Here is a 22,573-nt window from a genome sequence, read left to right as displayed (position 1 = left end):
CTCGATAGATTGCAAAGCAGGCTGCGGCGCATGCTGTATCGCCCCCAGCATTCATAGCCCTATCCCTGGCATGCCCAACGGCAAGCCAGCAGGGGTGCCTTGTGTTAATTTAACCGCGGATTTTAAATGCCAATTGTTTGGCAAGCCAGAACGGCCTGCATTTTGCGGCAGCTTGCAACCCAGCCTCGAAATGTGCGGTGAAGCCAATCAACCTCGCGAGTATGCAATCGAATGGCTGAGTGCTTTGGAGTCAGCAACCCAGCCTGACCGTTAATGCGTGCGATACGCCCAGCGCATCATCAAGATGCCGGACAATATCATGGGCGCGCACAACCATTGGCCCATACTCAGGCCCAGTGACAGCAAGCCTAAAAAGCTATCGGGCTCTCGTGTGAATTCGACCAGGAAGCGGAAACTGCCATAGCACAGCAGGAACATGGCGGAGATGGCACCAACAGGGCGCTTTTTGCCTGCAAACGTCCATAGCACCAGAAACAGCACGATGCCTTCCAATGCAAACTCGTATAGTTGCGAGGGATGGCGCGCCACGTGATCGACCGCGGGAAATACCATGCCCCAGTCGGCGTTGGTTGGACGCCCCCACAACTCGGCATTGATAAAATTACCCAGCCGGCCCGCGCCCAGGCCAATCGGGACCAAAGGGGCGACAAAGTCCATCAACTGCAACCACGCTACGCCACGTTTGCGCGCGAACAGGGCCATGGCAACCATCACGCCTATAAAGCCACCATGAAACGACATTCCGCCTTGCCACAGGGCAAAAATTTCTAAAGGGTGTTGCAAAAAGTAAGCGGGTTGATAAAACAGCACATATCCTAACCGACCACCCAACACCACGCCCAGTGCGATATAAAACAGCATATCGTCGGGATCTCGTTCCTGCCAGGGAGAAGCAGGGTCTATTTTGCGCAACCGCTTGACCTGATATTGCCCCAACCACAAGCCTCCAAAAAATCCGACCAGATACATCAAGCCATACCAGTGGATACCAAAACTACCTATTTGCAATGCGATGGGGTTAAATCCAGGATGGGTAAACATGCCGACTCACCGTGAAAAAAACTGCATTATACCTGCTGTCAGCGCAGTGACGTGGATATGACTAGACGCTGTGCGCATTGCTTGGCATTTGCCATACTGCCAGCAGGCTGATCACGGCCATCAATGACATATAGCCACCCACCCATGGCAGACCGCCGTGTTGCACCAGGCTTTGCGCAATCGCAGGTGCAAATGAAGCGCCTAAAATACCGCCTAACTGGTAACTTAAACCCGCGCCGCTATAACGCACCGCGACTGGGAACTGTTCAGGTAAGAATGCCCCCATGGGTGCAAAGGTCACCCCCATCAAAAATAACGAGGCGAACAGGAAAAGCAAAATCCATAGCCAGTCACCGCTACCCAGCATGGGCGTCAGGGTAAAACCCAACACAATCGCCAGCAAGTGCCCACACATCAGGACAGGACGCCTACCCACCCGATCTGACCACCAGGCAGCAAACGGGGTAGCGATTGCCATCCCAATCACGGCAATACATAGCAACGCCAGGAAAACGGGCCGCGCAATATGCAAGGTTTGTGTACCATAACTCAGGCAAAACACGGTGGCTGTATAAAACAGGTGATAACACACCGCCATGGCCAGTGCACCTAGCACAATGGCGCGCCCGTGCTGAAAAACCAGGTCTTTCAAAGGCCAGCGATGTAAATGCTCGGAGGATTTTGCCTGCGCAAATACCGGCGTTTCGGCCAGTTTAAACCTGACATATAAACCGACCATGACTAATGCTGCACTGATAATGAAGGGTACGCGCCAGCCCCATTGTTCAAATTGTTGTTCACTCAACCCTAGACTAAGCCCCAGAAAAGTCAGCGTCGCCAGTAAAAAACCAATCGAAGGGCCCAACTGCGGAAACATGCCATACCAGCCACGCTTGCCTGGCGGTGCATATTCGGTGGCCAGCAATGCCGCGCCAGCCCATTCGCCGCCCAAGCCTATGCCCTGGCCAAAGCGCAAGAAACACAGGCAGATGGGCGCCCAAATACCCCAAGTCGCATACCCGGGTAACAGACCAATCAAAAAGGTGGATGTCCCCATCACGAGCAATGACGCGGCCAGCGTAGATTTACGGCCGATGCGATCGCCAAAATGACCAAATAACAATGCACCCACCGGCCGCGCAATAAAGGCCAGGCCAAAGGTTAGCAAGGCATTTAAGGACTGCGCTGCCGGATCACTGCCCGGAAAGAACACTTGGCCGATCACCAAGGCAGCGGCCATGGCGTAAATATAAAAATCGTAGAATTCAATCGCGGTGCCAATAAAGCTGGCAAAGGCAATGCGGGATAAGGAGGGTGAATGCATGGCAGCATCTTAAGTGGCCTTGACCGTTTTGCAAAGCAGGAAACAAAAAACCGGGCATGCCTGATGGGCAAACCCGGTTTGTGTTGATCAAACACTGAAGAATTACTTTTTGTAATATTCTTCCTGTTTCACGGTTTCGGGTTTCCAGCCGCCTCCTAATGCCTTGAATAAATCCACAGTGGCAATCAAGGTGTTTTGACGGCTTTGTACCAGCGCCTGCGTGGCTTCGTTGTGATTGCGTTGTGCATCCAGCACTTCCAGATAGCTGGTATAGCCTGCCTGGTAGCGGTTCTGGGCGACGGCCAGAATATTGGCGGTCGTTTTCTCCTTGGACTGGGCCAGCAACTCCTGCTCACGATACTGACTGGTATTCGACAAGGCATCGCTCACTTCAGTAAAGGCCGTCTGCAAGGTATTTTGGTAACTTGCCAGCGTTTGCTTCTGTTGTGCTGTGGCCTGGTCTTCACGGGCTTTGAGGCGTCCGCCGTTGAAGATAGGCAGGTTGATATCCAAGCCCAGTGACCAGACGCGCGCCGGAGATTTCAGCAAATTGTTGAGCGCAATACTTTCAGCGCCGTAGGTACCGGTCAGTGAAATGCTTGGGTAAAAGGCTGCGCGCGCAACCCCAATGTTGGCATTCGCCGCAATCATGGCCTGCTCTGCCTGGCGCACATCCGGCCGGGCTTCCATCAATGCTGAAGGCAGGCCGGTTGGCGGTGTGACCGGGGCTGGCATCGCCATCAGGTCACCTGCCGGAATTTTCAAGCCAAGATCAGTGGTGAGTAAGCCAAGTTGGTGCTCACTTAAGGCACGCTGTCTTTTCAGTTCCAGTGCCTGTGTTTGCAACGTGGTCACCACCAGTTCTGCCTGGTGGGCATCAAGAACAGTGGCGATGCCGCCTTCAACCCTGCGCTTCGCCAGGTCAAAACTATCCTGTGCCGTTTTGAGGTTTTGCTCATTGACGCGCAGTTGGGCATCCAGGCTGCGTATCATCAGGTAATGGTTGGTCACCAGACTAGAAAGAGACCAGGTCACCGATTCCTTTGCGTAACGACTTGAAAGCAGTTGTGCTCGGGCAGCTTCATTTGCGCGGCGCAACCTGCCCCAGAAATCGAGCTCATAGCTACCGTTCAAGCCGATTTTATAGGTTTTACGCGGGTTATCGCCAAACACCGGGAAAATCCCTGATTCTGTCACCCGATTACGTATGCCTGAGCCTGTCGCAGTCACAGTGGGCAACAAGTTGGAGCCACTTTCGCGTGCAAAGGCATCGGCCTCTTCAATACGTGCAATCGCTGACTGCAAATTGTTGTTTTTTGCCAGTGCAGTTTCAACCAGTTGGTTGAGCTGACTGTCATTAAACAATGTCCACCATTGTTGCAGCGCCAGTTGTTGCTCCTGGGTCATCTGGCTCATTTGACCATCCGTATATTGAGCCGGTACTTGTGGTTCAGGACGTGAATAGAATGGCCCCAGCACCTGGCAACCTGCCAGTGACAGGGTAGCAAGCCCTAACAGCAATGACTGTTGTAACGGTTTTAATGTCAATTTCATCGTCGGTTTCATACCGATTCCTCTTCTACAATATGCCCGTGGTGACGCACTTTTTTCTCATTGGTCAGCCAGGTAAAGAACAATGGGATAAAGATGGTAGCGACAAAGGTGGCCAGCAACATGCCGCCGAACACGCCCGTCCCCATGGATTGACGCGCAGCTGCACCGGCACCTGTCGCAAACACGAGTGGGATAATCCCGAGCACAAACGCCATCGACGTCATCACAATCGGTCTGAAGCGCAAGCGCGCAGCTTCCAATGCCGCCTCAGCCAACGGCATGCCCTCTTCCATTTTCTGTGAGGCAAACTCCACGATCAGAATCGCGTTTTTCGCCGCCAGGCCAATCAGGGTAATCAACCCAATCTGGAAGTAGATGTCGTTATTCATGCCACGTGTCAGCACCGCAATCAGGGCCCCGGTCATGGCAAATGGAATCGCCATAATCACTGCCAGTGGCAATGCCCAGGTTTCAAACTGTGCGGCCAGAATCAGGAACACCATCACGGTTGCAAAGGCAAACGCAACCAGTGCGGCAGAACCTGTGCGTTTTTCCTGGTAAGCCTGGCCTGTCCACGCAACCTGGTAGCCATCGGGCAAGTTTTCCTTGGCGATTTTTTCTACCAGTTTGATCGCATCACCAGAGCTCACACCCGGCGCACCGCTACCAAATATCTTGGCAGACAGCAGACCGTTGTAACGCTCCAGTTGCTCGGCACCGACAATATTGCTGACTTTAGCCAGGGCTGACATCGGCACCATATTGCCATCCGGACTCTCGGCCGTTGGCTGGCTACGCACGTAGACCTTACCCAGATCTTCAGGCTTCATGCGGTACTCAGCTTCGGCCTGTAGCTGTACCCGGTAGGTACGTCCATTGCGGTTAAAGTCGTTGACGTACAGCGAACCCATGGTACTTTGCAGCGTGGCGTAAATGTCCGAAATTTTCACGTTCTGTGACAAGGCTTTGGCTTCATCGACCTCAATAAAGAGTTGTGGCACCGTTGGGCGGAAGAAGCTGTTGATGCCGGTCAGTTTGGGATCAGCACGCATCGCGTCCATAAAGTTGTTCATGACTTGCGACAGCTTGATCGGATCCGTATCGCCCTTACTTTGGACATACACTTCAAACCCACCGGCAGAACCCAGGCCACGAATCGCTGGCGGGTTCACGGCAAAGCCCATACCATCGGGCTGGCCCATACCGATACCAATCAGCTTACCTACCATCTGGTCAGCATTGGTGGTCCGCGCATCCCAGTCTGTCATACGCACAAACATGGTTGCAGCATTGGTTTTATTGGCACCCGTTAGCAATTCAAAGCCATTCACGGCAAATTCATGCGCAGTGGCAGGATCCTTGGCAACCGCCGCACGGATATTCTCCGTGGTTTGTGAGGTACGCTTGAGGGTCGCACCATCTGGCATCACCACGATACTAATCACATAACCCTGGTCTTCTGGTGGAACAAACCCGCCCGGTACCGTACGGAACAGCAAAATCATCACAATCAGCATGCCGCCGAACACAATGGCGCCAATGATCTTATGATGCAAAGTCAGGTTGACCGTACCAGTATACAAGCGTGTCAGCTTGCCAAACCCCTGGTTAAATTTACGGAAAAATGCATTTTCATGATGATCATTCTTGAGGATCATGGCACACAAGGCTGGCGTCAGCGTTAACGCGACCACGCCCGAAATCACCACGGAAATCGCCACGGTCACCGCAAACTGGCGATACAACTCACCGGCAATCCCGCCTTGGAACGCCACAGGGACGAACACTGCACACAGCACCAGCACAATCGCCACGACGGCGGCTTGCACCTGGGCAATCGACTTAATCGCCGCATGTAACGGGTTAAGGTTTTCCTCCTTCATCAGGCGTTCGGTGTTCTCAAGCACCACAATCGCATCATCCACCACAATACCAATGGCGAGAATCATGGCAAACAGCGTGAGCAGGTTGATTGAGAAGCCGAACAGGTACAAACCGGCAAATGTACCAACAATCGAAATCGGCACCGCAATCATCGGGATCAGGGTGGCACGCCAGCTTTGCAGGAAGAGGAACACAACGATCACAACGAGTACAAGCGCCTCACCAAAAGTATGAAATACTTCTTTGATGGTGGCCTTCACAAAATCACTCGTGTCATACGGAATGTTGTATTCCATGCCTTGCGGGAACTTGGCTTTTAACTCCTCAACTTTATCTTTGATAGCATTCGCTGTATCCAGTGCATTGGCCCCTGTTTGCAGGAAGATAGGCATCGCCACCCCTGCTTGCCCGTCCAGGGCAGACTGCACGTTATAGTTTTGCGCGCCCAACTCAACGCGTGCCACATCTCTGAGGTATAACACCCCGTTCGGACCCTGTGCACGGATAATAATGTTACCAAACTCCTCCGGATCAATCAGTCGCCCTTTAGCTGTGACGGTAAAAGCCAATTGCTGGTTAGGAGTGGCAGGCTCAGCGCCGATTTTACCAGCGGCATATTGCGCGTTTTGGGCGCTGATGGCGGCGGAAATATCGCTGGTTGAAACCCCAAGCTGCGCCATGCGGTCGGGACGCAACCAAACACGCATGGAATAGTCTTGCCCACCAAAAATAGTGACATCACCCACTCCTTTAATGCGTTTGAACTCATCCAGCATATTCAAAGTGGCGTAGTTACTCAAAAACAGTCGATTGTGATCTTTGTTTTTAGAGGTCAGCATCACCACCAGTAAAATGTCATTGGAGCGTTTTTGCACCACGACACCCGTCCTACGCACGTCCTCAGGCAAGCGTGGCAAGGCAATGTTCACACGGTTACTGACGTTAAACGTTGCCTGGTCAACATCGGTACCGATATCAAACGTGGCGGTAATGGTCAACGTGCCGCTACTGTCAGAGCTGGAGTTAAAGTACAGCAGGTTTTCAACGCCGCTCAATTGCTCTTCAATGGGCGCAGCTACGGTTTTGGACAGGGTTTCTGCACTGGCACCAGGATAGGTGGCTGTAATCAATACGGTTGGTGGCGCAATTTGCGGATACTGGGCAATCGGCAACTTGAATGCCGCAGCCAGACCTGCCAACACGATGATGATAGACAGCACGCTAGCAAAAATCGGGCGTGTGATAAAAAATCGGGTCATATCGTTTTTCCTGAAATCGGCCTGGACACCTGTGTCTCAGGCCGTCAATAAAAGGAGGTAAGCGTCAGAAAATTTTTTGTTAACTTTTGGCTTTTTCCTGGCCTGCAGCCGCAGGGGCGGCAGGCGCTGCATCTGGTGCATGTGGGGCCACTGGTGCGCCAGGACGCACTTTGATCAGATTATCAGTAATCACCTGATCGCCTGCTTTCAGGCCATCCAGCACACTCCAGCGGTCATTAAACCAGCCACCCGCAACGATAGGACGCACCGCAGCAACCGTTTTACCTTCTTTGTCTTTTTCTGCCACAAACACAAACTTGCCTTGTTGCCCGGTCAATACAGCCGTTTGAGGAATCAGGAATACGCCATCACGCTTACCGGTGGTCACACGTACACGCACAAATTGACCTGGCAACAATGTCCTATCAGGATTCTGAAATTCTGCACGCAACTGTTGTGTCCCCAAAGCCGGATCAATCTGACTAGCAGAAAAATTGATTTTGCCTGACAAGGGATACTCACTGCCGTCTGCCAGAATCAGACGCACATCCTTCACTTTTCCTGGCGTCAAATGGCCGCCCAGATTCTGCAACTCAGACTCGGAGAGACTGAAACGTACCCAGATCGGGGACACTTGAACAATAGTACTCAGTAAAGTGGTATTGGCACTGGCCAGCGCCCCTTCCGACAAGACAAAACGACCACCGATACCGCTTTCAGGTGCTTTCACATGCGTATAAGACAAGTTCAGCTCTGCTTCACGCAGTTGTGCCTGGTATTGCAACAGGATCGCAGCGGCGACTGAGTTATCAGAGACCGCGTTGTCATATTCACGCTGACTGATGGACTTGCTATCTAGCAAGCCTTTCAGGCGCTGCGCTTCACGTGCTGTTTGCTCAATACGTGCTTTCTGCTGGGCGATGAAGGCTCTGGATTGTTCAACCTGAAGCTGATACGGCACGGGATCAATCAGGAACATATCCTGCCCCGCTTTAACCGGCTCACCCTCCTGATATAGACGTTTTAATACAATACCGCCAACACGAGGGCGCACTTCAATCTGCTTGGCCCCCTCAGTTTGTGCAACTACTTCAGTTTGAATCGGAACCGTTTCCGCAGTGACTGCCTGCACGGTCACCGGCATGGCAGGCATACCACCTGCTGCAGGATTTTGTTCGTTGGATGATTTGCCGCAGGCACTCAGTACAACACCCAAAGCAAGCACGAGCAAGGTACGACGAGGCTGGATAGTCTGTGAAATCAACATGTTATCCTCAAAAATTTTTAAAATAGACTTGATTACATACACTCTTGGATGTATATTATATACAAACATGTATGTATGTAAATGGGGTATTGCAAAAAAGTTGCCAAATATTTCACCCGGCGTAACTGGTAAGATACCCGTCATACAAGAAACTTTAATGAATGCTTAAAGAGCGATAGAGACTATGGTACGTAAAACCAAAGAAGATGCCGCAATTACCCGCCAGCGCATTATTGATGCTGCACGCGAAATGTTCCTGTTAAAAGGCGTGAGCCGCACCAGCCTGGAACAGATTGCCTCACATGCCAGCGTCACGCGCGGCGCTGTTTACTGGCACTTTCAGAACAAGGCCGAATTGTTTCATGCCATGCGCGAAGAGGTCTACCTGCCTTTGATTGACCGCATGGACGATACGCTGCTCGGTAATAGTGATGAAGCTAATCCAGATCCACTGGGCCGCATCCGCAAACATCTGGAAAGCACCATCCAGATTCTGGACAACGACCAGACGACACGCGCCACCTATGAAGTCATGATGACCAAATGCGAATATGTCGATGAGTTTGCCGATGTATTGAAATCAATTTTAAGTAACTGTAGCGGACTCGTGCACAAAATGGAACAGGCCTATGCGAAAGCACAGGAAATTGGCCAGGTAGGCACACAACTGACGGCGGCAGAACTGGCACTGGATACACATTTATTTTTCTCCGGTCTGCTGCATATGTGGGTCAAAGACACAGAAGGAACATTATTCCGCGACCGCGCCATGCAACTCATAGATGCCCACATCAAACTGCGTAAAAAATAAGCAATAATTCATTTTACGGATTCCCTGATCCGCGATTTGCAGTTAAAATAGTCAGTCTTTTCACTGACTTATCAGTAGCCACTGATTCATACCATGCAAATCGGACCACATCAACTAAAAAACAACCTGGTCGTTGCTCCCATGGCAGGCGTCACGGACAGACCATTCCGTATGCTATGCAAAAAAATGGGAGCAGGCTTGGCTGTGTCCGAGATGGTTACCTCCAACTCCTTGTTGTACGGCAGTGAAAAAACCAAACGCCGTGCCAACCATGAAGGCGAAGTCAGTCCGATTTCAGTCCAGATTGCAGGCGCTGAGCCGTCCATGATGGCCGAAGCCGCCAGACACAACGTCGAGAATGGCGCCCAAATTATAGACATCAACATGGGTTGCCCAGCCAAAAAAATCTGTAACGTCATGGCAGGCTCTGCTTTGCTGCGCGATGAGCCACTGGTGTCACAAATTCTCAAGGCGGTGGTCAATGCGGTCGACGTCCCGGTCACACTGAAAATCCGCACCGGCTGGGACAGGCAAAATAAAAACGCCATCCAGATCGCCAGGATGGCTGAAGACATTGGCGTGCAGGCACTCACAATTCACGGCCGCACCCGTAACGACCTCTACCATGGTGACGCAGAATACGACACCATCGCGGCAGTCAAACAAGCCATCAAGATTCCATTGATCGCCAACGGCGATATCACCACACCGGAAAAAGCCAAGTTTGTGCTTGATTACACTAAAGCGGATGCCGTGATGATAGGCCGCGCTGCACAAGGCCGCCCCTGGATATTCCGTGAAACCGAGCACTTTTTGAACACCGGCGAGCACATGCTACCGCCAACAGTGGACGAAATTCACCAGGTCATGCTGGAGCATCTGCATGATTTGTACGCATTTTATGGTGACCTCACCGGCATGCGCGTCGCGCGCAAGCATATCTCCTGGTATACCAAGGGCTTGTCGGGCTCTGCTGCCTTCCGCCACAACATGAACACTCTGCAAACCATTGACTTGCAGTTGCAGGCCATCAACGACTTTTTTGCCGAGCTGCGTGCCAGGAACGAGCGCCTGGTATACGCTGACAACGAAGACTCCGATACCGAAAATAACCAGGAGTTGGCGGCATAATGCAAAGCGATGGCAAACTGAGCCTCGCCGTACGCGAGTCACTAGATGAGTATTTCACGCATCTGGACGGTCAACCACCTCACGCTATTTACGACATGGTGCTAGGCTGCGTGGAGAAACCCATGCTGGAATATGTGCTCAACAAAGTAGGCGGCAACCAAAGCAAAGCGGCAGAGATGCTGGGAATCAACCGTAATACCCTCAGAAAAAAAATGGCCATCTATGGCCTGGAATAGATTAATCCCGGTCTGGTGATGACATTCATCATCAGGCCTTTTCCATTTTTAGACCTTTTCATTTTTATTTTGCAACTCCACTCACATTCATTATGACGATTAAACGCGCGCTTATCAGTGTTTCCGATAAAACCGGTGTGCTCGAACTGGCACAATCCCTCCATCAATTAGGTGTTGAAATCCTGTCTACTGGCGGCACTGCCAAACTGTTCCGTGACAACAACATTCCCGTCAAGGAAGTTAGCGACTTTACCGGGTTCCCGGAAATGCTGGATGGCCGCGTCAAAACACTGCATCCTAAAGTACATGGTGGTTTGTTAGGCCGCCGCGATCTGCCTGAGCATGTTGCCGCCATGCAGCAATACGGGATCGAAAACATTGATTTGCTGGCCGTGAACCTGTACCCGTTTGAAGCCACCGTTGCAAAAGCTGATTGCACATTGGAAGACGCGATTGAAAATATCGACATTGGTGGCCCGGCCATGGTGCGTTCTGCCGCCAAAAACTGGAATGATGTGGCCGTGCTGACCGATGCGGCGCAATATGCCGAAGTGGTGAGTGAGCTAAAAACCAATAATGGTAGTGTTTCCAAGGCAACACGTTTCAAACTGTCAGTCGCTGCGTTTAACCGCATTGCCCAATACGATGCAGCCATCAGTAACTACCTGTCTGCGATTGATTTTGCAGAAACTGAATCTGCAGGCAAACCGGTACTGAGCCAGTTCCCAGGTCAGATGAACAGCAATTTTGTCAAAGTACAAGATTTGCGCTACGGCGAAAATAGCCACCAGCAAGCGGCGTTTTACCGCGACCTCTACCCTGCCCCCGGTAGCCTGGCAACTGCTCAGCAACTGCAAGGCAAAGAACTCAGTTACAACAACATTGCGGATGCTGATGCCGCCTGGGAGGCCGTCAAATCTTTCAGCGGACCAGCTTGTGTGATTGTCAAACACGCCAACCCATGTGGTGTGGCTGTGGGCATCAATCCACTCGAAGCGTATAGCAAAGCCTTCAAAACCGATCCGACCTCTGCTTTTGGCGGCATTATTGCGTTTAACACGACACTGGATGGCGCCGCGGCCGAAGCCGTTTCCAAGCAATTTGTTGAAGTGCTGATTGCCCCTGACTTTACGCCTGAAGCACTGGCCGTTTTTACCGCCAAAGCGAATGTGCGCGTATTGAAAATTGCTTTACCACAAGGCGGCAATACAGCTTGGGATCAAGGCCGTAACGCGGTCGATTCCAAACGTGTGGGTTCAGGCATCTTGCTACAATCCGCCGACAACCACGACATGCAGTTGGCAGACCTCAAGGTCGTTACCAAATTGCAACCGACACCGGCACAAATGCAAGACTTGCTATTTGCCTGGAATGTGGCCAAATACGTCAAATCCAACGCCATTGTTTTCTGCGGTAACGGCATGACCCTGGGCGTAGGGGCAGGACAAATGAGCCGCGTGGACAGCACCAAGATTGCCGCGATCAAGGCACAAAATGCAGGCCTGAGCCTGCAAGGGTCTGTGGTCGCTTCTGACGCGTTTTTCCCGTTCCGTGATGGGGTAGACGTATTGGCCGACGCTGGTGCAAGCTGCGTCATCCACCCGGGTGGTAGCATGCGCGATGAAGAAGTCATTGCTGCTGCGGACGAACGTGGATTAGCCATGGTAGTGACGGGTATCCGTCACTTTAGACATTAATCATTCTAATTGCCACAGAGATCACAGAGGGCACAGAGCGCTGCAGCTAGCAAAAAAGACCGCCAGCTGTATTTTTACTGTTTGTACTCTATGCCCTCTGTGGCTATAACTTTAGGCACGTGAAAAATATGAAAATTTTAGTGATTGGTAGCGGCGGCCGCGAGCACGCGCTGGCATGGAAGGTCGCTCAAAACAAACAGGTGAGCCGTGTGTATGTCGCGCCAGGTAACGCAGGAACCGCCACTAACCCGGACATGATCAACGTTCCTCTGACTAAAGTGGAAGACCTGGTCAAGTTTGCAGAAGATGAACAAATTGCACTGACCATCGTCGGCCCTGAAGCCCCTTTGTCCCAAGGCGTGGTTGACGCTTTCCGCGCGGCTGACCTGAAAATTTTTGGGCCAACCAAAGCAGCCGCTCAACTGGAAAGCTCCAAAGACTTTGCTAAAGCCTTTATGTTCCGCCATGGCATCCCCACCGCCAAATACCAGACTTTTAGTGACGTCACTCAAGCGCATGCCTATATTGATGCCAATGGCGCGCCTATCGTGATCAAAGCCGACGGCCTTGCCGCGGGCAAGGGTGTCGTGGTTGCCATGACACTCGAAGAAGCCCATGCGGCCGTGGATGCCATGTTGTCAGACAACAAGCTTGGTGATGCCGGTGCACGCGTGGTCATCGAAGAGTTTTTAACCGGCGAAGAAGCCAGCTTCATGGTCATGGTCGATGGTAAAAACATCCTGCCATTGGCCACCAGCCAGGATCACAAACGCTTGCTGGATGCTGACCAAGGCCCGAACACAGGTGGCATGGGTGCTTATTCACCTGCGCCCGTGGTGACCCCAGACATCCACGCCAAAGCCATGCGTGAAATTATCGTACCAACGGTAGAAGGCATGGCAAAAGACGGCATTCCTTATACTGGTTTCCTGTATGCCGGGTTGATGATTAGTCCAAGTGGCGAAGTCAAAACCCTGGAATTCAACTGCCGCATGGGTGACCCGGAAACTCAGCCTATCATGATGCGCTTGAAGTCGGACCTGGTAGAACTGGCCGAGCACGCCGTCAATGGCACCCTGGACCAGGCCAAAGCTGAATGGGACTGGCGGTTTGCCTTGGGCGTGGTAATGGCAAGCGCCAACTACCCTGAGACACCAAGACTGGGCGACGAAATCACTGGCCTGCCAAGAGACCTGCAAGACGGTCACGTATTCCACGCTGGCACCACGCTAAAAGATGGCAAGATCGTTACCAGTGGCGGTCGCGTGTTATGTGTGACGGCATTAGGTGAAACCGTCAAATTCGCCCAACAACAAGCTTACAAGGTGTTGGAACAAATCCAGTTTGATGGCGCTCAGTATCGTAAAGACATTGGCTACCGCGCCATTAAAAACTAAGCGCACTCAAGAGCCAGGTTATGACAGAGAACATCCAACCGCAAGCCGTCTTTGATTACCTGCAAGGATTGCAAAGCCGTATCGTTGAAGCGATCGAACTCGTCGATGGCAAAACATTTCTGCAGGATAGCTGGCAACGCCCAGAAGGCGGTGGCGGCAATTCATGCCTGCTCGAAGGTGGCAATGTGTTTGAGCGCGCCGGGGTTGGATTCTCCCATGTGCTGGGGAACAAGTTGCCGCCAGCAGCCAGTGTGGCCCATCCTGAGGCCGCTGGCCGTCCGTGGGAAGCGATGGGTGTTTCGCTGGTATTTCACCCGCATAATCCCTACGTACCCACCGTACATATGAATGTGCGATTTTTTGTCGCCAAGGCACAACAAGCTGGTGAACAGGATATTTGGTGGTTTGGCGGCGGCATGGACCTCACGCCTTATTATGGCTTTGAGGATGACTGCATACACTTTCATCGCGTCAACAAGGAAGCACTCGCGCCTTTTGGTGCCGACTATTACACCAAATTCAAAAAAGAATGCGACAGCTACTTTTTCCTCAAGCACCGCAAGGAACCTCGTGGCATTGGCGGTGTGTTTTTTGATGACTTCAGTGAATTAGGTTTCGACCAGAGCTTTGCCTTGCAACGTGCCGTCGGCGATGCGTTTATTAACGCTTACTTGCCGATTGTGCAACGCCGAAAGGATAAGGCTTATGGCGAGCGTGAGCGCGACTTCCAGGCGTATCGCCGTGGCCGTTATGTTGAGTTTAACCTGATTTTTGACCGCGGCACGATTTTCGGCCTGCAATCAAATGGCCGTACCGAGTCTATTTTGCTGTCTATGCCACCGATAGTGAAATGGCGCTATGATTGGAAACCCGAAGCCAGCAGTGCAGAAGCCAAGCTGTATAGCGATTTTTTGATTGAGAAAGACTGGGTGTAACCATGCAAGTTTCAGTAGAAGCCAGACAACACGCACAAGCCCTGCTGGATTTTATTGATCAAAGCCCTAGCCCCTGGCATGCCGTAGAAAATGTGGCAAACCAGCTCAAGGCTCATGGTTTTAAAAACCTGCGCGAAAACGAACCCTGGCAATTTAAAAAAGGCGGCAAATATTTTGTCGTGCGGGATGGCGGCTCGATTATCGCTTTTGCATTGGGGCAGGCAGCCTTGGCGGAAAGTGGCTTCCGTATTCTCGGGGCACATACTGATTCCCCTGGCCTGCGCTTAAAACCGAAAGCAGCCTATAGCACTGAAGGCCTGGCGCAATTAGGCGTGGAAGTCTATGGCGGACCGATTCTGGCAACATTTACCGACCGCGACCTGAGCCTCGCCGGACGCGTTGCGATCAATACCGAACAGGGCCTGCAAACCCGCCTGATCAGGATTGATCAAGCGATTGCCCGCCTGCCTAACCTGGCGATTCACATGAACCGCGAAGTAAACGAAAAAGGCCTGGTACTCAACAAGCAAACCGGGCTGCCACTGATTTTCGGGCATGCCGCCAATAGCGATACAGCCCAGCAGTTATTAAATGAAACCCTGGCAGGCAAGCTGGCAATTCCTGCCTCAGCTATTGTCAGTTGGGATCTCGCGTTTTATGACATCCAGAGAGGCAGCTTCTGGGGACTGGAACAGGAGTTTATTGCTAATAGTCAACTGGATAACCTAGCCTCCTGCCACGCTGGCCTGGAAGCCCTGTTAAGCAGTGAAACACTGCAAGCGACGGCTATTTGTGCCTTTTTTGACCACGAAGAGGTTGGCTCCGAAAGCGCAACCGGTGCCGGCGGCAGCTTTTTGCTGGATGTGATAGAACGTATTTGTCATAGCACCGGACTCACACAAGAAGATAAACTGCGTAGTTTTGCCAATAGTTTTTTTATCAGCGCGGATATGGCACACGCCTTTCACCCCAATCATGCCGGCAGTTACGAACCGTGCCATCATGTACAAATCAACCATGGTCCGGTCATTAAAACCAACGCTAATCAACGCTACAGCACCAATGCAGTCACTGCTGCGCGCTTTATCCAGCTATGTGACAAAGCGGGCGCCCCTTATCAGCAATATGCGCACCGCACCGATTTAGGTTGTGGTAGCACCATAGGCCCCATCATGGCAGCTCAACTGGGCATTGCCTCTGTGGATGTTGGCAACCCCATGTGGGCCATGCACAGCATCCGTGAAAGTGCCGGGGTACTGGACCATGCCGCGATGATTGCTGTACTCAAACAACACTTTCTTGCATAACTGGCGCATCCCCTCATAACATCGCTATAATCCCTGAAAGACAAAGGGATCACTATGCAAGCATTAGAAAAACTCGTCGCCACACTCTCAACCTGGGTATGGGGCCCACTGATGCTGACCTTGCTGGTTGGGACAGGCTTGTATCTGACCATTCTCCTTAAGGGGCTGCAATTTCGCGCCCTACCGCATGCTTTCAAACTCATCTGGACCAAAGATCAAGACCATGAAGGGGATATCAGCCACTTTGCAGCGTTAATGACTGCCCTGGCAGCCACGGTTGGGATTGGCAATATCGTCGGGGTGGCCACTGCCATTAGTCTCGGCGGGCCTGGTGCCGTGTTCTGGATGTGGGTAACCGGGCTGGTGGGCATGGCCACCAAGTACAGTGAAGCGGTATTGGCTGTGAAGTACCGGGAAAAAGGTCCGCACGGCATGCGTGGTGGGCCAATGTATTATCTGAGCAAAGGTGCAGGGTTAACTTGGCTGGGTACCCTGTTCGCAGTATTTACTGCTTGTGCTGCGTTTGGCATTGGCAATATGACGCAAGCGAATGCTGCAGCCAAAATTTTTGAAGCGACTTTTAATGTCCCGCTCATGACCAGCGGCATTGTGTTGAGCCTGTTAACTGGCTTGGTCATTTTGGGTGGCATACGCTCGATTGGCAGATTTACTTCTTTTCTGGTGCCGTTAATGATAGTCACTTATGTGGGCGCCAGTCTGTGGGTATTGATCATGCATATCCAACAAATCCCACATGCATTCGGCCTTATTTTTTATCATGCATTTAACCCCAGTGCTGCAACGGGTGGCTTCGCCGGGGCCACGGTGGCCGCTGCCATGCGTTTTGGTATCGCGCGAGGCGTATTTTCTAACGAGTCAGGTCTGGGTTCAGCGCCAATCGCGGCGGCGGCGGCGCGCACCAACAGCCCCGTGAAACAGGCACTGGTCAGCATGACGCAAACATTTATAGACACCTTGGTGGTGTGTACGATGACGGCATTGGTGATTTTAACTGCCAACAGCTGGACACTGGGGGTGAGCCCGGCAGAATTAACTAGCAGCAGTATGGCGGAGTCGCTGGGCAATACTGGACGCGTCATCGTAGCAATTGCGACCGCCTTATTTGCATATTCCACACTGATCGGCTGGCACTATTACGGAGAAAAGGCCATCGAGTATTTATTAGGCTCGCATTGGATTAAAGCTTATCGCGTCACATTTACCATCGCAGTGATGATAGGCGCCATCACTAGTCTTGAATTTGTCTGGAACTTCTCAGACTTGGCAAATGGCTTAATGGCTATCCCCAATCTGATTGGTTTGTTATTGCTATCAAAGATCATTAAACAAGAAACGACTCGCTACTTTTCCAGTAAAAATACCGCTTAGGAAACGATATGTCACAGCATCGTGGCGCTTGGAAAAACCGTTGGACATTTATGCTGGCCACGGCGGGCTCCGCCATTGGTTTGGGCAATATATGGAAACTTCCCTACATGATAGGGGTGAACGGCGGCAGTGCTTTTGTCCTGGTATTTATCGCTTGCATTTTCTTTGTCGGCATTCCGTTAATGATGACTGAAATCATGCTGGGGCGCCGCGCGCAACAAAATCCGCTCGATGCCATTCATACACTGGCAAAAGAAGCTAACGTTTCTAATCAATGGCGCTGGATGGGCGCAATGGGCATGCTGGCAGGCGTGTTGATATTGAGCTTTTACAGTGTGATTGCTGGCTGGGTATTAAGTTACACCGTGGCGGCCATGCAAAATACCTTTACCCATATTTCTGCGGCACAGTCACAATCCAACTTCAACGCATTACTGGCTAACCCTATACAACTCACCATTTGGCACACCCTCTTTATGGTCATGGTGATGGGCGTGGTGGCACGTGGCGTGAATTCCGGTCTCGAAAAAGCCAATAATGTGCTGATGCCGGCATTGTTTGTGATCCTATTTATCTTGCTTGGTTACAGCATGTCAGTTGGTGATATGCATGCCGCCGCGCATTTCATGTTTACACCGGACTTTTCAAAGATCACCCCCATGGCCGTTTTGTCAGCATTAGGTCACGCTTTCTTCTCCTTGAGCCTGGGCATGGGCTCGGTGATGGTGTACGGCTCTTATTTAAATCGCGATGTTTCAATTGCGCGCACTACCGTTTGGATTGCCTTGGTAGACACCTCTTTAGGCTTATTAGTCGGCCTGGCTATTTACGCACTGGTATTTGCCAACCATCTTGCTCCCAACGCCGGACCAGGACTGCTATTTCAAACACTGCCGATTGCATTTGGCGCCATGCCTGCAGGCAATGTCTTTGCCACATTATTTTTCCTGCTGGTTGCATTCGCCGCCTGGACCAGCGCCATTTCGCTATTAGAACCCACCATTGCCTGGGTGGTTGAAAATACAACTTTCAAACGTACTATGGTCAGTACAGCGCTAGGGCTCATCATCTGGCTTACGGGATTGAGTGTAGTGTTGTCATTTAATATATGGGCCAATGTGAAGGTGCTTTTCGATTTAAATATTTTTGAGATGTTAGATAAACTCACTTCCACGCTCATGCTCCCCCTTGGCGGACTATTAATGGCTGTATTTGCTGGTTACTTTATGAAAAAAAGCCACACGCAACACGAATTTGGCTTAGATCCATTCACTTATCAATGCTGGCGAATTGCTAACAATATGATTGCCCCTGTTGCGATCATTGCGGTGTTTGTTTACTTAATTGGATTCGTGCAATAACAGACGGATGGACGTCACATCCAAAGCGCGAAAAGTGACTCAAAAAAAGCCAGCTGGTAAGGCTGGCTTTTCTATTTACTGCATGCTCTAAATGATGATTAGAGTGTCAAAATCCACTCAACGATAGTTTTGATATCTTCATCTTTCACTTGTGGGCTGTTTGCTGGCATTGGGATATTACCCCACACACCGCTACCACCTTTTTTAACTTTTTCAATCAATTTGGCTTCGGCACCTTTGTCGCCTTTGTATTTTGCTGCTACGTCTTTGTACGCAGGGCCCAATACTTTGGCATCAATACTGTGGCATGCCAGGCAGCCACTTTTTTGTGCCAGTGCTTTAGCAGCAGCGGCATCAGCAGCATGTGCTGTACCAGCCATCAACAAAGTCGCTGCTGCGATTGCGGAAAATAAAACTTTCATGCGATCTCCTTGAATATCTTCTAAATAAATAGAACCCCATAATGCAATTCTCATGCATGTGGCATATTACCTGACCAAGCAAAATCCACAATAGAAAAACCGTTAAAATCAACGGCCGTTCATATAATTTCAACTGGTTTAGCGTTTTGCCAACATGCTAAAAACGCGCGTGCCACTTAATGGTTGACATGTGTCACACTGGTGTTACAAGGTCTCGATAGAGTACTCTGCACTCAGGATATGTTTACGGCCAGGATTAATCACGACCATATTGTCGAGCGCATTCGTGGTCTCAACACAAATCGTTTTACGCCACTCGTCACCCACACCCATATCACCCATGGCACCCGCTTTGTCCGCCCCCGGATTCCACACCACAGTCGTGTCGCTACCTGATTTGGCAACATGGATAATACGGTTGTAGCCACTATCGTGGATCGCACAATCCGAGCTGTGATGCACGTATACACGATCATACTCTTCGCCATCAAACGTGAGGGCATTATGCTCCACGTTGCGTTCATACTTGAGGAGTTTATCCAGATATACCAGATCCTGCATGCCCGTGATCCGGATGTTGGAGATGTCACTCACATTAAAGTAAGTGTGAAAGGCTTCACCAATGACAAAGGGGTGTTCGGCATGATTGGTCGTCGCCAGGTCAATACGCAAACGACGGCCTATGGTAATCGTCAATGTCAACTCATAAGGATAGGATAACTGACGCTGCGCTTCAGGCGTCTGTTGCATCTCAAGAATGATACGGGTTGCACCGGTGGGGGTCGCATCAATATCCATGACCCGCCATGGAATGACACGGGCAAATCCATGTGGACACAGCGTACTATCGGTAGGGTGCGCACCAAACCATGGCCAGCAAATAGGTACGCCACCACGAATAGAACGGCCTTTGACATATCGCGCATTGCTGGATAGCCACAGCACCGGGTTCGCCAGAAACTTTGGCTGCCAATGCATGACATGAGCCCCTTGCAACGCAATTTTGCCAGTGGCTAGGGGATTGTCAATTTCCAGATACTGCAAGCCATTTTCATCCTGCCATTGGTTCACATGTGCATGTAACTTCATGCGCTTCGTCATTTCCATACTCTTGGAGAGGATGCCGCATTCGTTGTTCATTATCGTCTCCTTTCAATCTGGGATACATCGCGCACAGCCCCTTTAGCCGCACTGGTGCTCATGGCCGCATACGCGCGCAAGGCAGGCGAAACCAAGCGTTCCCGATTCATTGGTTTCCAGGCATTCGCACCTTTGGCTTCCATATTACCGCGACGATGGGCCATTTCTTCGTCACTCACAGCCAGGTGTATGGTGCGGTTAGGAATATCAATTTCAATGGTATCGCCCTCTTGCACCAAGCCAATCGCTCCACCCTCGGCCGCCTCTGGCGAGGCATGGCCGATACTCAAGCCTGAGGTACCCCCTGAAAAACGGCCATCGGTCAGCAAGGCACAGGCTTTACCCAGACCCTTGGACTTCAGGTAAGAGGTCGGATACAGCATTTCTTGCATACCAGGCCCACCACGTGGACCTTCGTAACGGATCACCACTACATCCCCAGCCACAATCTTATCGGCCAGAATGGCCTCGACCGCAGAATCCTGACTTTCAAAGACACGGGCACGGCCAGTAAACTTAAGGATACTGTCATCCACGCCAGCCGTTTTCACAATACAGCCATCAAGCGCGATATTGCCATACAACACCGCCAAGCCACCATCTTGTGAATAAGCATGTTCCTTGCTACGGATACAGCCATGCTCACGGTCATCGTCCAGATCAGGCCACAACATGCTCTGGCTAAATGCGATGGTGGTTGAAATGCCGCCTGGGGCTGCGCGATAAAACTGTTTCACTTCTTCGTCTTGCGTAGTGACGATATCCCATTTGGCCAAGGCTTCGCCCATACTGGCACTGTGCACGGTAGGCACTTCAGTATGAATCACCCCGGCACGGTTCAGTTCCGCCAGAATGCCCATCACGCCGCCCGCGCGGTGTACGTCTTCCATATGATATTTGCTGGTAGCAGGCGCCACTTTAGAGACGCAGGGAACCTGGCGAGAGATACGGTCGATGTCTTTCATGGTGAAGTCCACCCCGGCCTCATGCGCAGCGGCCAGCAAATGCAATACCGTATTGGTAGAACCACCCATGGCCACGTCCAGGCTCATGGCGTTCTCAAACGCTTTCATGGTGGCAATACTACGCGGCAATACACTGTAATCGTCTTGTTCATAGTGACGTTTAGCTAACTCAACAATCAAGCGGCCAGCCTTCAAGAACAGTTGTTTACGCGCTGCATGCGTCGCCAGCGTCGAACCATTACCAGGCAAGCTCAAACCCAGTGCCTCTGTCAGGCAGTTCATGGAGTTGGCAGTAAACATACCTGAGCAAGAGCCGCAGGTCGGACAGGCAGAGCGCTCCACCTCAGCCACCTCTGCATCACTCACATGGCTGTCAGCCGCTTCCACCATGGCATCCACCAGATCCAGTTTTCTTACTGTCCCCTGCCAGTTCACTTTACCAGCTTCCATTGGGCCACCAGATACAAAGACCACTGGGATATTGAGGCGTAAAGCCGCCATCAGCATGCCTGGGGTAATCTTGTCACAGTTGGAAATACACACCAGCGCATCGGCACAATGCGCATTCACCATATATTCCACGCTATCTGCAATCAGGTCACGGCTAGGCAAGCTATACAACATGCCACCATGCCCCATGGCAATACCGTCGTCTACAGCAATCGTATTAAATTCCTTGGCAACGCCACCCGCCTTCTCAATCTCGCGTGCGACCAATTGACCCAGGTCTTTCAGATGCACATGGCCAGGCACAAACTGGGTGAAGGAGTTAGCCACGGCAATAATTGGCTTGGAGAAATCTTCATCTTTCATGCCGGTGGCGCGCCACAATGCGCGTGCACCAGCCATGTTACGACCTTGTGTCGTTGTGTGAGAACGGTATTTAGGCATGAGAAACACTAGGATTGTCGTTAAAATCTTATTTTAACTGAATCCGCAGCCGCATGCGCGACTGAAACAGACTTGTTACATTCAGCGCAGGCGATAAAAAATGCTAAGGCCGCACCTGCTTGTGCTGAAATGATGAACAGTGCCGGTTGACTTTAGGGCTACGCAAAGCGGAATGTTTAGTCTGTTGTCCGCGTGTGCGCTTGCGCCAGGAGATAAATACGCGAGACTTTAATTGACTACGCATCAGCACAATGACCTCGGCCTGACTGAGACCAAACTGATGCTCAATAGCCTCGAATGGGGTGCGATCCTCCCACGCCATTTCGATGATGCGCGAAATATCCCCTTCAGTTAGCAACAGCGTTTGATGCCTGTCCATTTTTGATCCTGCCATTGTTTAAAAAAATCAGCGCGCGTTAAAGGTGCGGCTTCACCAGGCTGGGCATGATGCTCATTGTAATGCGCCAGGTAGCGCTCATAAGCATCGTCACCAGACAGCTGACGGACTCGCTGCCAAAATATGTTTAACTTGCGCATGTTG

General features: G+C 51.4%; 20 protein-coding genes. 10 read left to right on the top strand and 10 right to left on the bottom strand.

Annotated features, from left to right (window positions below; all coding sequences use genetic code 11):
- The first annotated feature begins 4 nt into the window (after window positions 1-4).
- Entirely contained in the window at window positions 5-274 is a 270-nt protein-coding gene (locus ACJ67_RS02900) for a YkgJ family cysteine cluster protein (RefSeq protein ID WP_082164097.1), read from the top strand.
- Here the strand turns inward: ACJ67_RS02900 and lgt are convergent.
- The 5 genes from lgt to ACJ67_RS02875 all read right to left on the bottom strand — a co-directional run bounded on the left by lgt (window position 271) and on the right by ACJ67_RS02875 (window position 8,350).
- On the bottom strand, window positions 271-1,062 hold the full coding sequence (gene lgt, locus ACJ67_RS02895; protein WP_049637796.1) for a prolipoprotein diacylglyceryl transferase: 792 nt from the start codon (window positions 1,060-1,062) through the stop codon (window positions 271-273). The genes ACJ67_RS02900 and lgt overlap by 4 nt on opposite strands.
- Window positions 1,063-1,123: 61 nt before the next feature.
- Complete coding sequence (locus tag ACJ67_RS02890) at window positions 1,124-2,386, bottom strand: MFS transporter (protein WP_049637795.1); 1,263 nt, start codon at window positions 2,384-2,386, stop codon at window positions 1,124-1,126.
- A 102-nt stretch (window positions 2,387-2,488) separates the two neighbouring features.
- Complete coding sequence (locus ACJ67_RS02885) at window positions 2,489-3,940, bottom strand: efflux transporter outer membrane subunit (protein ID WP_049639731.1); 1,452 nt, start codon at window positions 3,938-3,940, stop codon at window positions 2,489-2,491.
- An 8-nt stretch (window positions 3,941-3,948) separates the two neighbouring features.
- Complete coding sequence (locus ACJ67_RS02880) at window positions 3,949-7,083, bottom strand: efflux RND transporter permease subunit (RefSeq protein WP_049637794.1); 3,135 nt, start codon at window positions 7,081-7,083, stop codon at window positions 3,949-3,951.
- A gap of 79 nt (window positions 7,084-7,162) precedes the next feature.
- Window positions 7,163-8,350, bottom strand: coding sequence for an efflux RND transporter periplasmic adaptor subunit (locus ACJ67_RS02875; RefSeq protein WP_049639730.1), 1,188 nt, complete (start codon window positions 8,348-8,350; stop codon window positions 7,163-7,165).
- Window positions 8,351-8,534: 184 nt separating this feature from the next.
- On the opposite strand from ACJ67_RS02875, the gene ACJ67_RS02870 reads away from it, so the two are divergent.
- The 9 genes from ACJ67_RS02870 to ACJ67_RS02830 all read left to right on the top strand — a co-directional run bounded on the left by ACJ67_RS02870 (window position 8,535) and on the right by ACJ67_RS02830 (window position 18,614).
- Window positions 8,535-9,161, top strand: a complete 627-nt coding sequence (locus ACJ67_RS02870) for a TetR family transcriptional regulator (protein WP_049637793.1) — start codon at window positions 8,535-8,537, stop codon at window positions 9,159-9,161.
- A gap of 93 nt (window positions 9,162-9,254) precedes the next feature.
- Entirely contained in the window at window positions 9,255-10,292 is a 1,038-nt protein-coding gene (dusB, locus tag ACJ67_RS02865) for a tRNA dihydrouridine synthase DusB (protein ID WP_049637792.1), read from the top strand.
- Window positions 10,292-10,528 carry a helix-turn-helix domain-containing protein gene (locus ACJ67_RS02860; RefSeq protein ID WP_049637791.1) on the top strand — a complete coding sequence of 79 codons (237 nt, stop codon included), beginning with the start codon at window positions 10,292-10,294 and terminating at the stop codon, window positions 10,526-10,528. The genes dusB and ACJ67_RS02860 overlap by 1 nt, the downstream gene beginning before the upstream one ends.
- 92 nt (window positions 10,529-10,620) lie before the next feature.
- Window positions 10,621-12,225 (top strand): bifunctional phosphoribosylaminoimidazolecarboxamide formyltransferase/IMP cyclohydrolase, encoded by a 1,605-nt coding sequence (gene purH / locus ACJ67_RS02855; RefSeq protein ID WP_049637790.1) that lies wholly within the window; start codon window positions 10,621-10,623, stop codon window positions 12,223-12,225.
- 128 nt (window positions 12,226-12,353) lie between these two features.
- The gene (gene purD / locus ACJ67_RS02850) at window positions 12,354-13,622 is read left to right on the top strand and encodes a phosphoribosylamine--glycine ligase (protein WP_049637789.1); all 1,269 of its coding nucleotides are present in this window, start codon (window positions 12,354-12,356) and stop codon (window positions 13,620-13,622) included.
- A gap of 20 nt (window positions 13,623-13,642) precedes the next feature.
- Entirely contained in the window at window positions 13,643-14,557 is a 915-nt protein-coding gene (hemF, locus tag ACJ67_RS02845; protein WP_018986232.1) for an oxygen-dependent coproporphyrinogen oxidase, read from the top strand.
- A gap of 2 nt (window positions 14,558-14,559) precedes the next feature.
- Complete coding sequence (locus ACJ67_RS02840) at window positions 14,560-15,864, top strand: M18 family aminopeptidase (RefSeq protein WP_049637788.1); 1,305 nt, start codon at window positions 14,560-14,562, stop codon at window positions 15,862-15,864.
- 54 nt (window positions 15,865-15,918) lie between these two features.
- Complete coding sequence (locus ACJ67_RS02835; RefSeq protein ID WP_049637787.1) at window positions 15,919-17,253, top strand: sodium:alanine symporter family protein; 1,335 nt, start codon at window positions 15,919-15,921, stop codon at window positions 17,251-17,253.
- 8 nt (window positions 17,254-17,261) lie between these two features.
- Complete coding sequence (locus ACJ67_RS02830) at window positions 17,262-18,614, top strand: sodium-dependent transporter (RefSeq protein ID WP_049637786.1); 1,353 nt, start codon at window positions 17,262-17,264, stop codon at window positions 18,612-18,614.
- Between the two features lie 98 nt (window positions 18,615-18,712).
- Here the strand turns inward: ACJ67_RS02830 and ACJ67_RS02825 are convergent, their stop codons facing one another.
- From ACJ67_RS02825 to ACJ67_RS02805, 5 genes are all read right to left on the bottom strand, one after another.
- Window positions 18,713-19,036 carry a c-type cytochrome gene (locus tag ACJ67_RS02825; RefSeq protein WP_018986236.1) on the bottom strand — a complete coding sequence of 108 codons (324 nt, stop codon included), beginning with the start codon at window positions 19,034-19,036 and terminating at the stop codon, window positions 18,713-18,715.
- Between the two features lie 204 nt (window positions 19,037-19,240).
- Window positions 19,241-20,176, bottom strand: a complete 936-nt coding sequence (locus tag ACJ67_RS02820; RefSeq protein ID WP_049637785.1) for a D-hexose-6-phosphate mutarotase — start codon at window positions 20,174-20,176, stop codon at window positions 19,241-19,243.
- Window positions 20,176-22,032: a dihydroxy-acid dehydratase gene (gene ilvD, locus ACJ67_RS02815; protein WP_049637784.1), complete on the bottom strand. Its 1,857-nt coding sequence runs from the start codon at window positions 22,030-22,032 to the stop codon at window positions 20,176-20,178. The genes ACJ67_RS02820 and ilvD overlap by 1 nt, the downstream gene beginning before the upstream one ends.
- Before the next feature lie 103 nt (window positions 22,033-22,135).
- The gene (locus tag ACJ67_RS02810; protein ID WP_049637783.1) at window positions 22,136-22,411 is read right to left on the bottom strand and encodes a TIGR03643 family protein; all 276 of its coding nucleotides are present in this window, start codon (window positions 22,409-22,411) and stop codon (window positions 22,136-22,138) included.
- On the bottom strand, window positions 22,384-22,569 hold the full coding sequence (locus ACJ67_RS02805; RefSeq protein ID WP_049637782.1) for a YbdD/YjiX family protein: 186 nt from the start codon (window positions 22,567-22,569) through the stop codon (window positions 22,384-22,386). Before ACJ67_RS02805 ends, ACJ67_RS02810 begins: the two co-directional genes overlap by 28 nt.
- Window positions 22,570-22,573 lie beyond the last annotated feature (4 nt).

Origin of the sequence: Methylophilus sp. TWE2, assembly GCF_001183865.1 — a bacterium.
Taxonomy (GTDB): Bacteria; Pseudomonadota; Gammaproteobacteria; order Burkholderiales; family Methylophilaceae; genus Methylophilus.
Note: the sequence above shows the minus strand (reverse complement) of the source record. Positions and strands in the feature narration are given on the sequence as shown.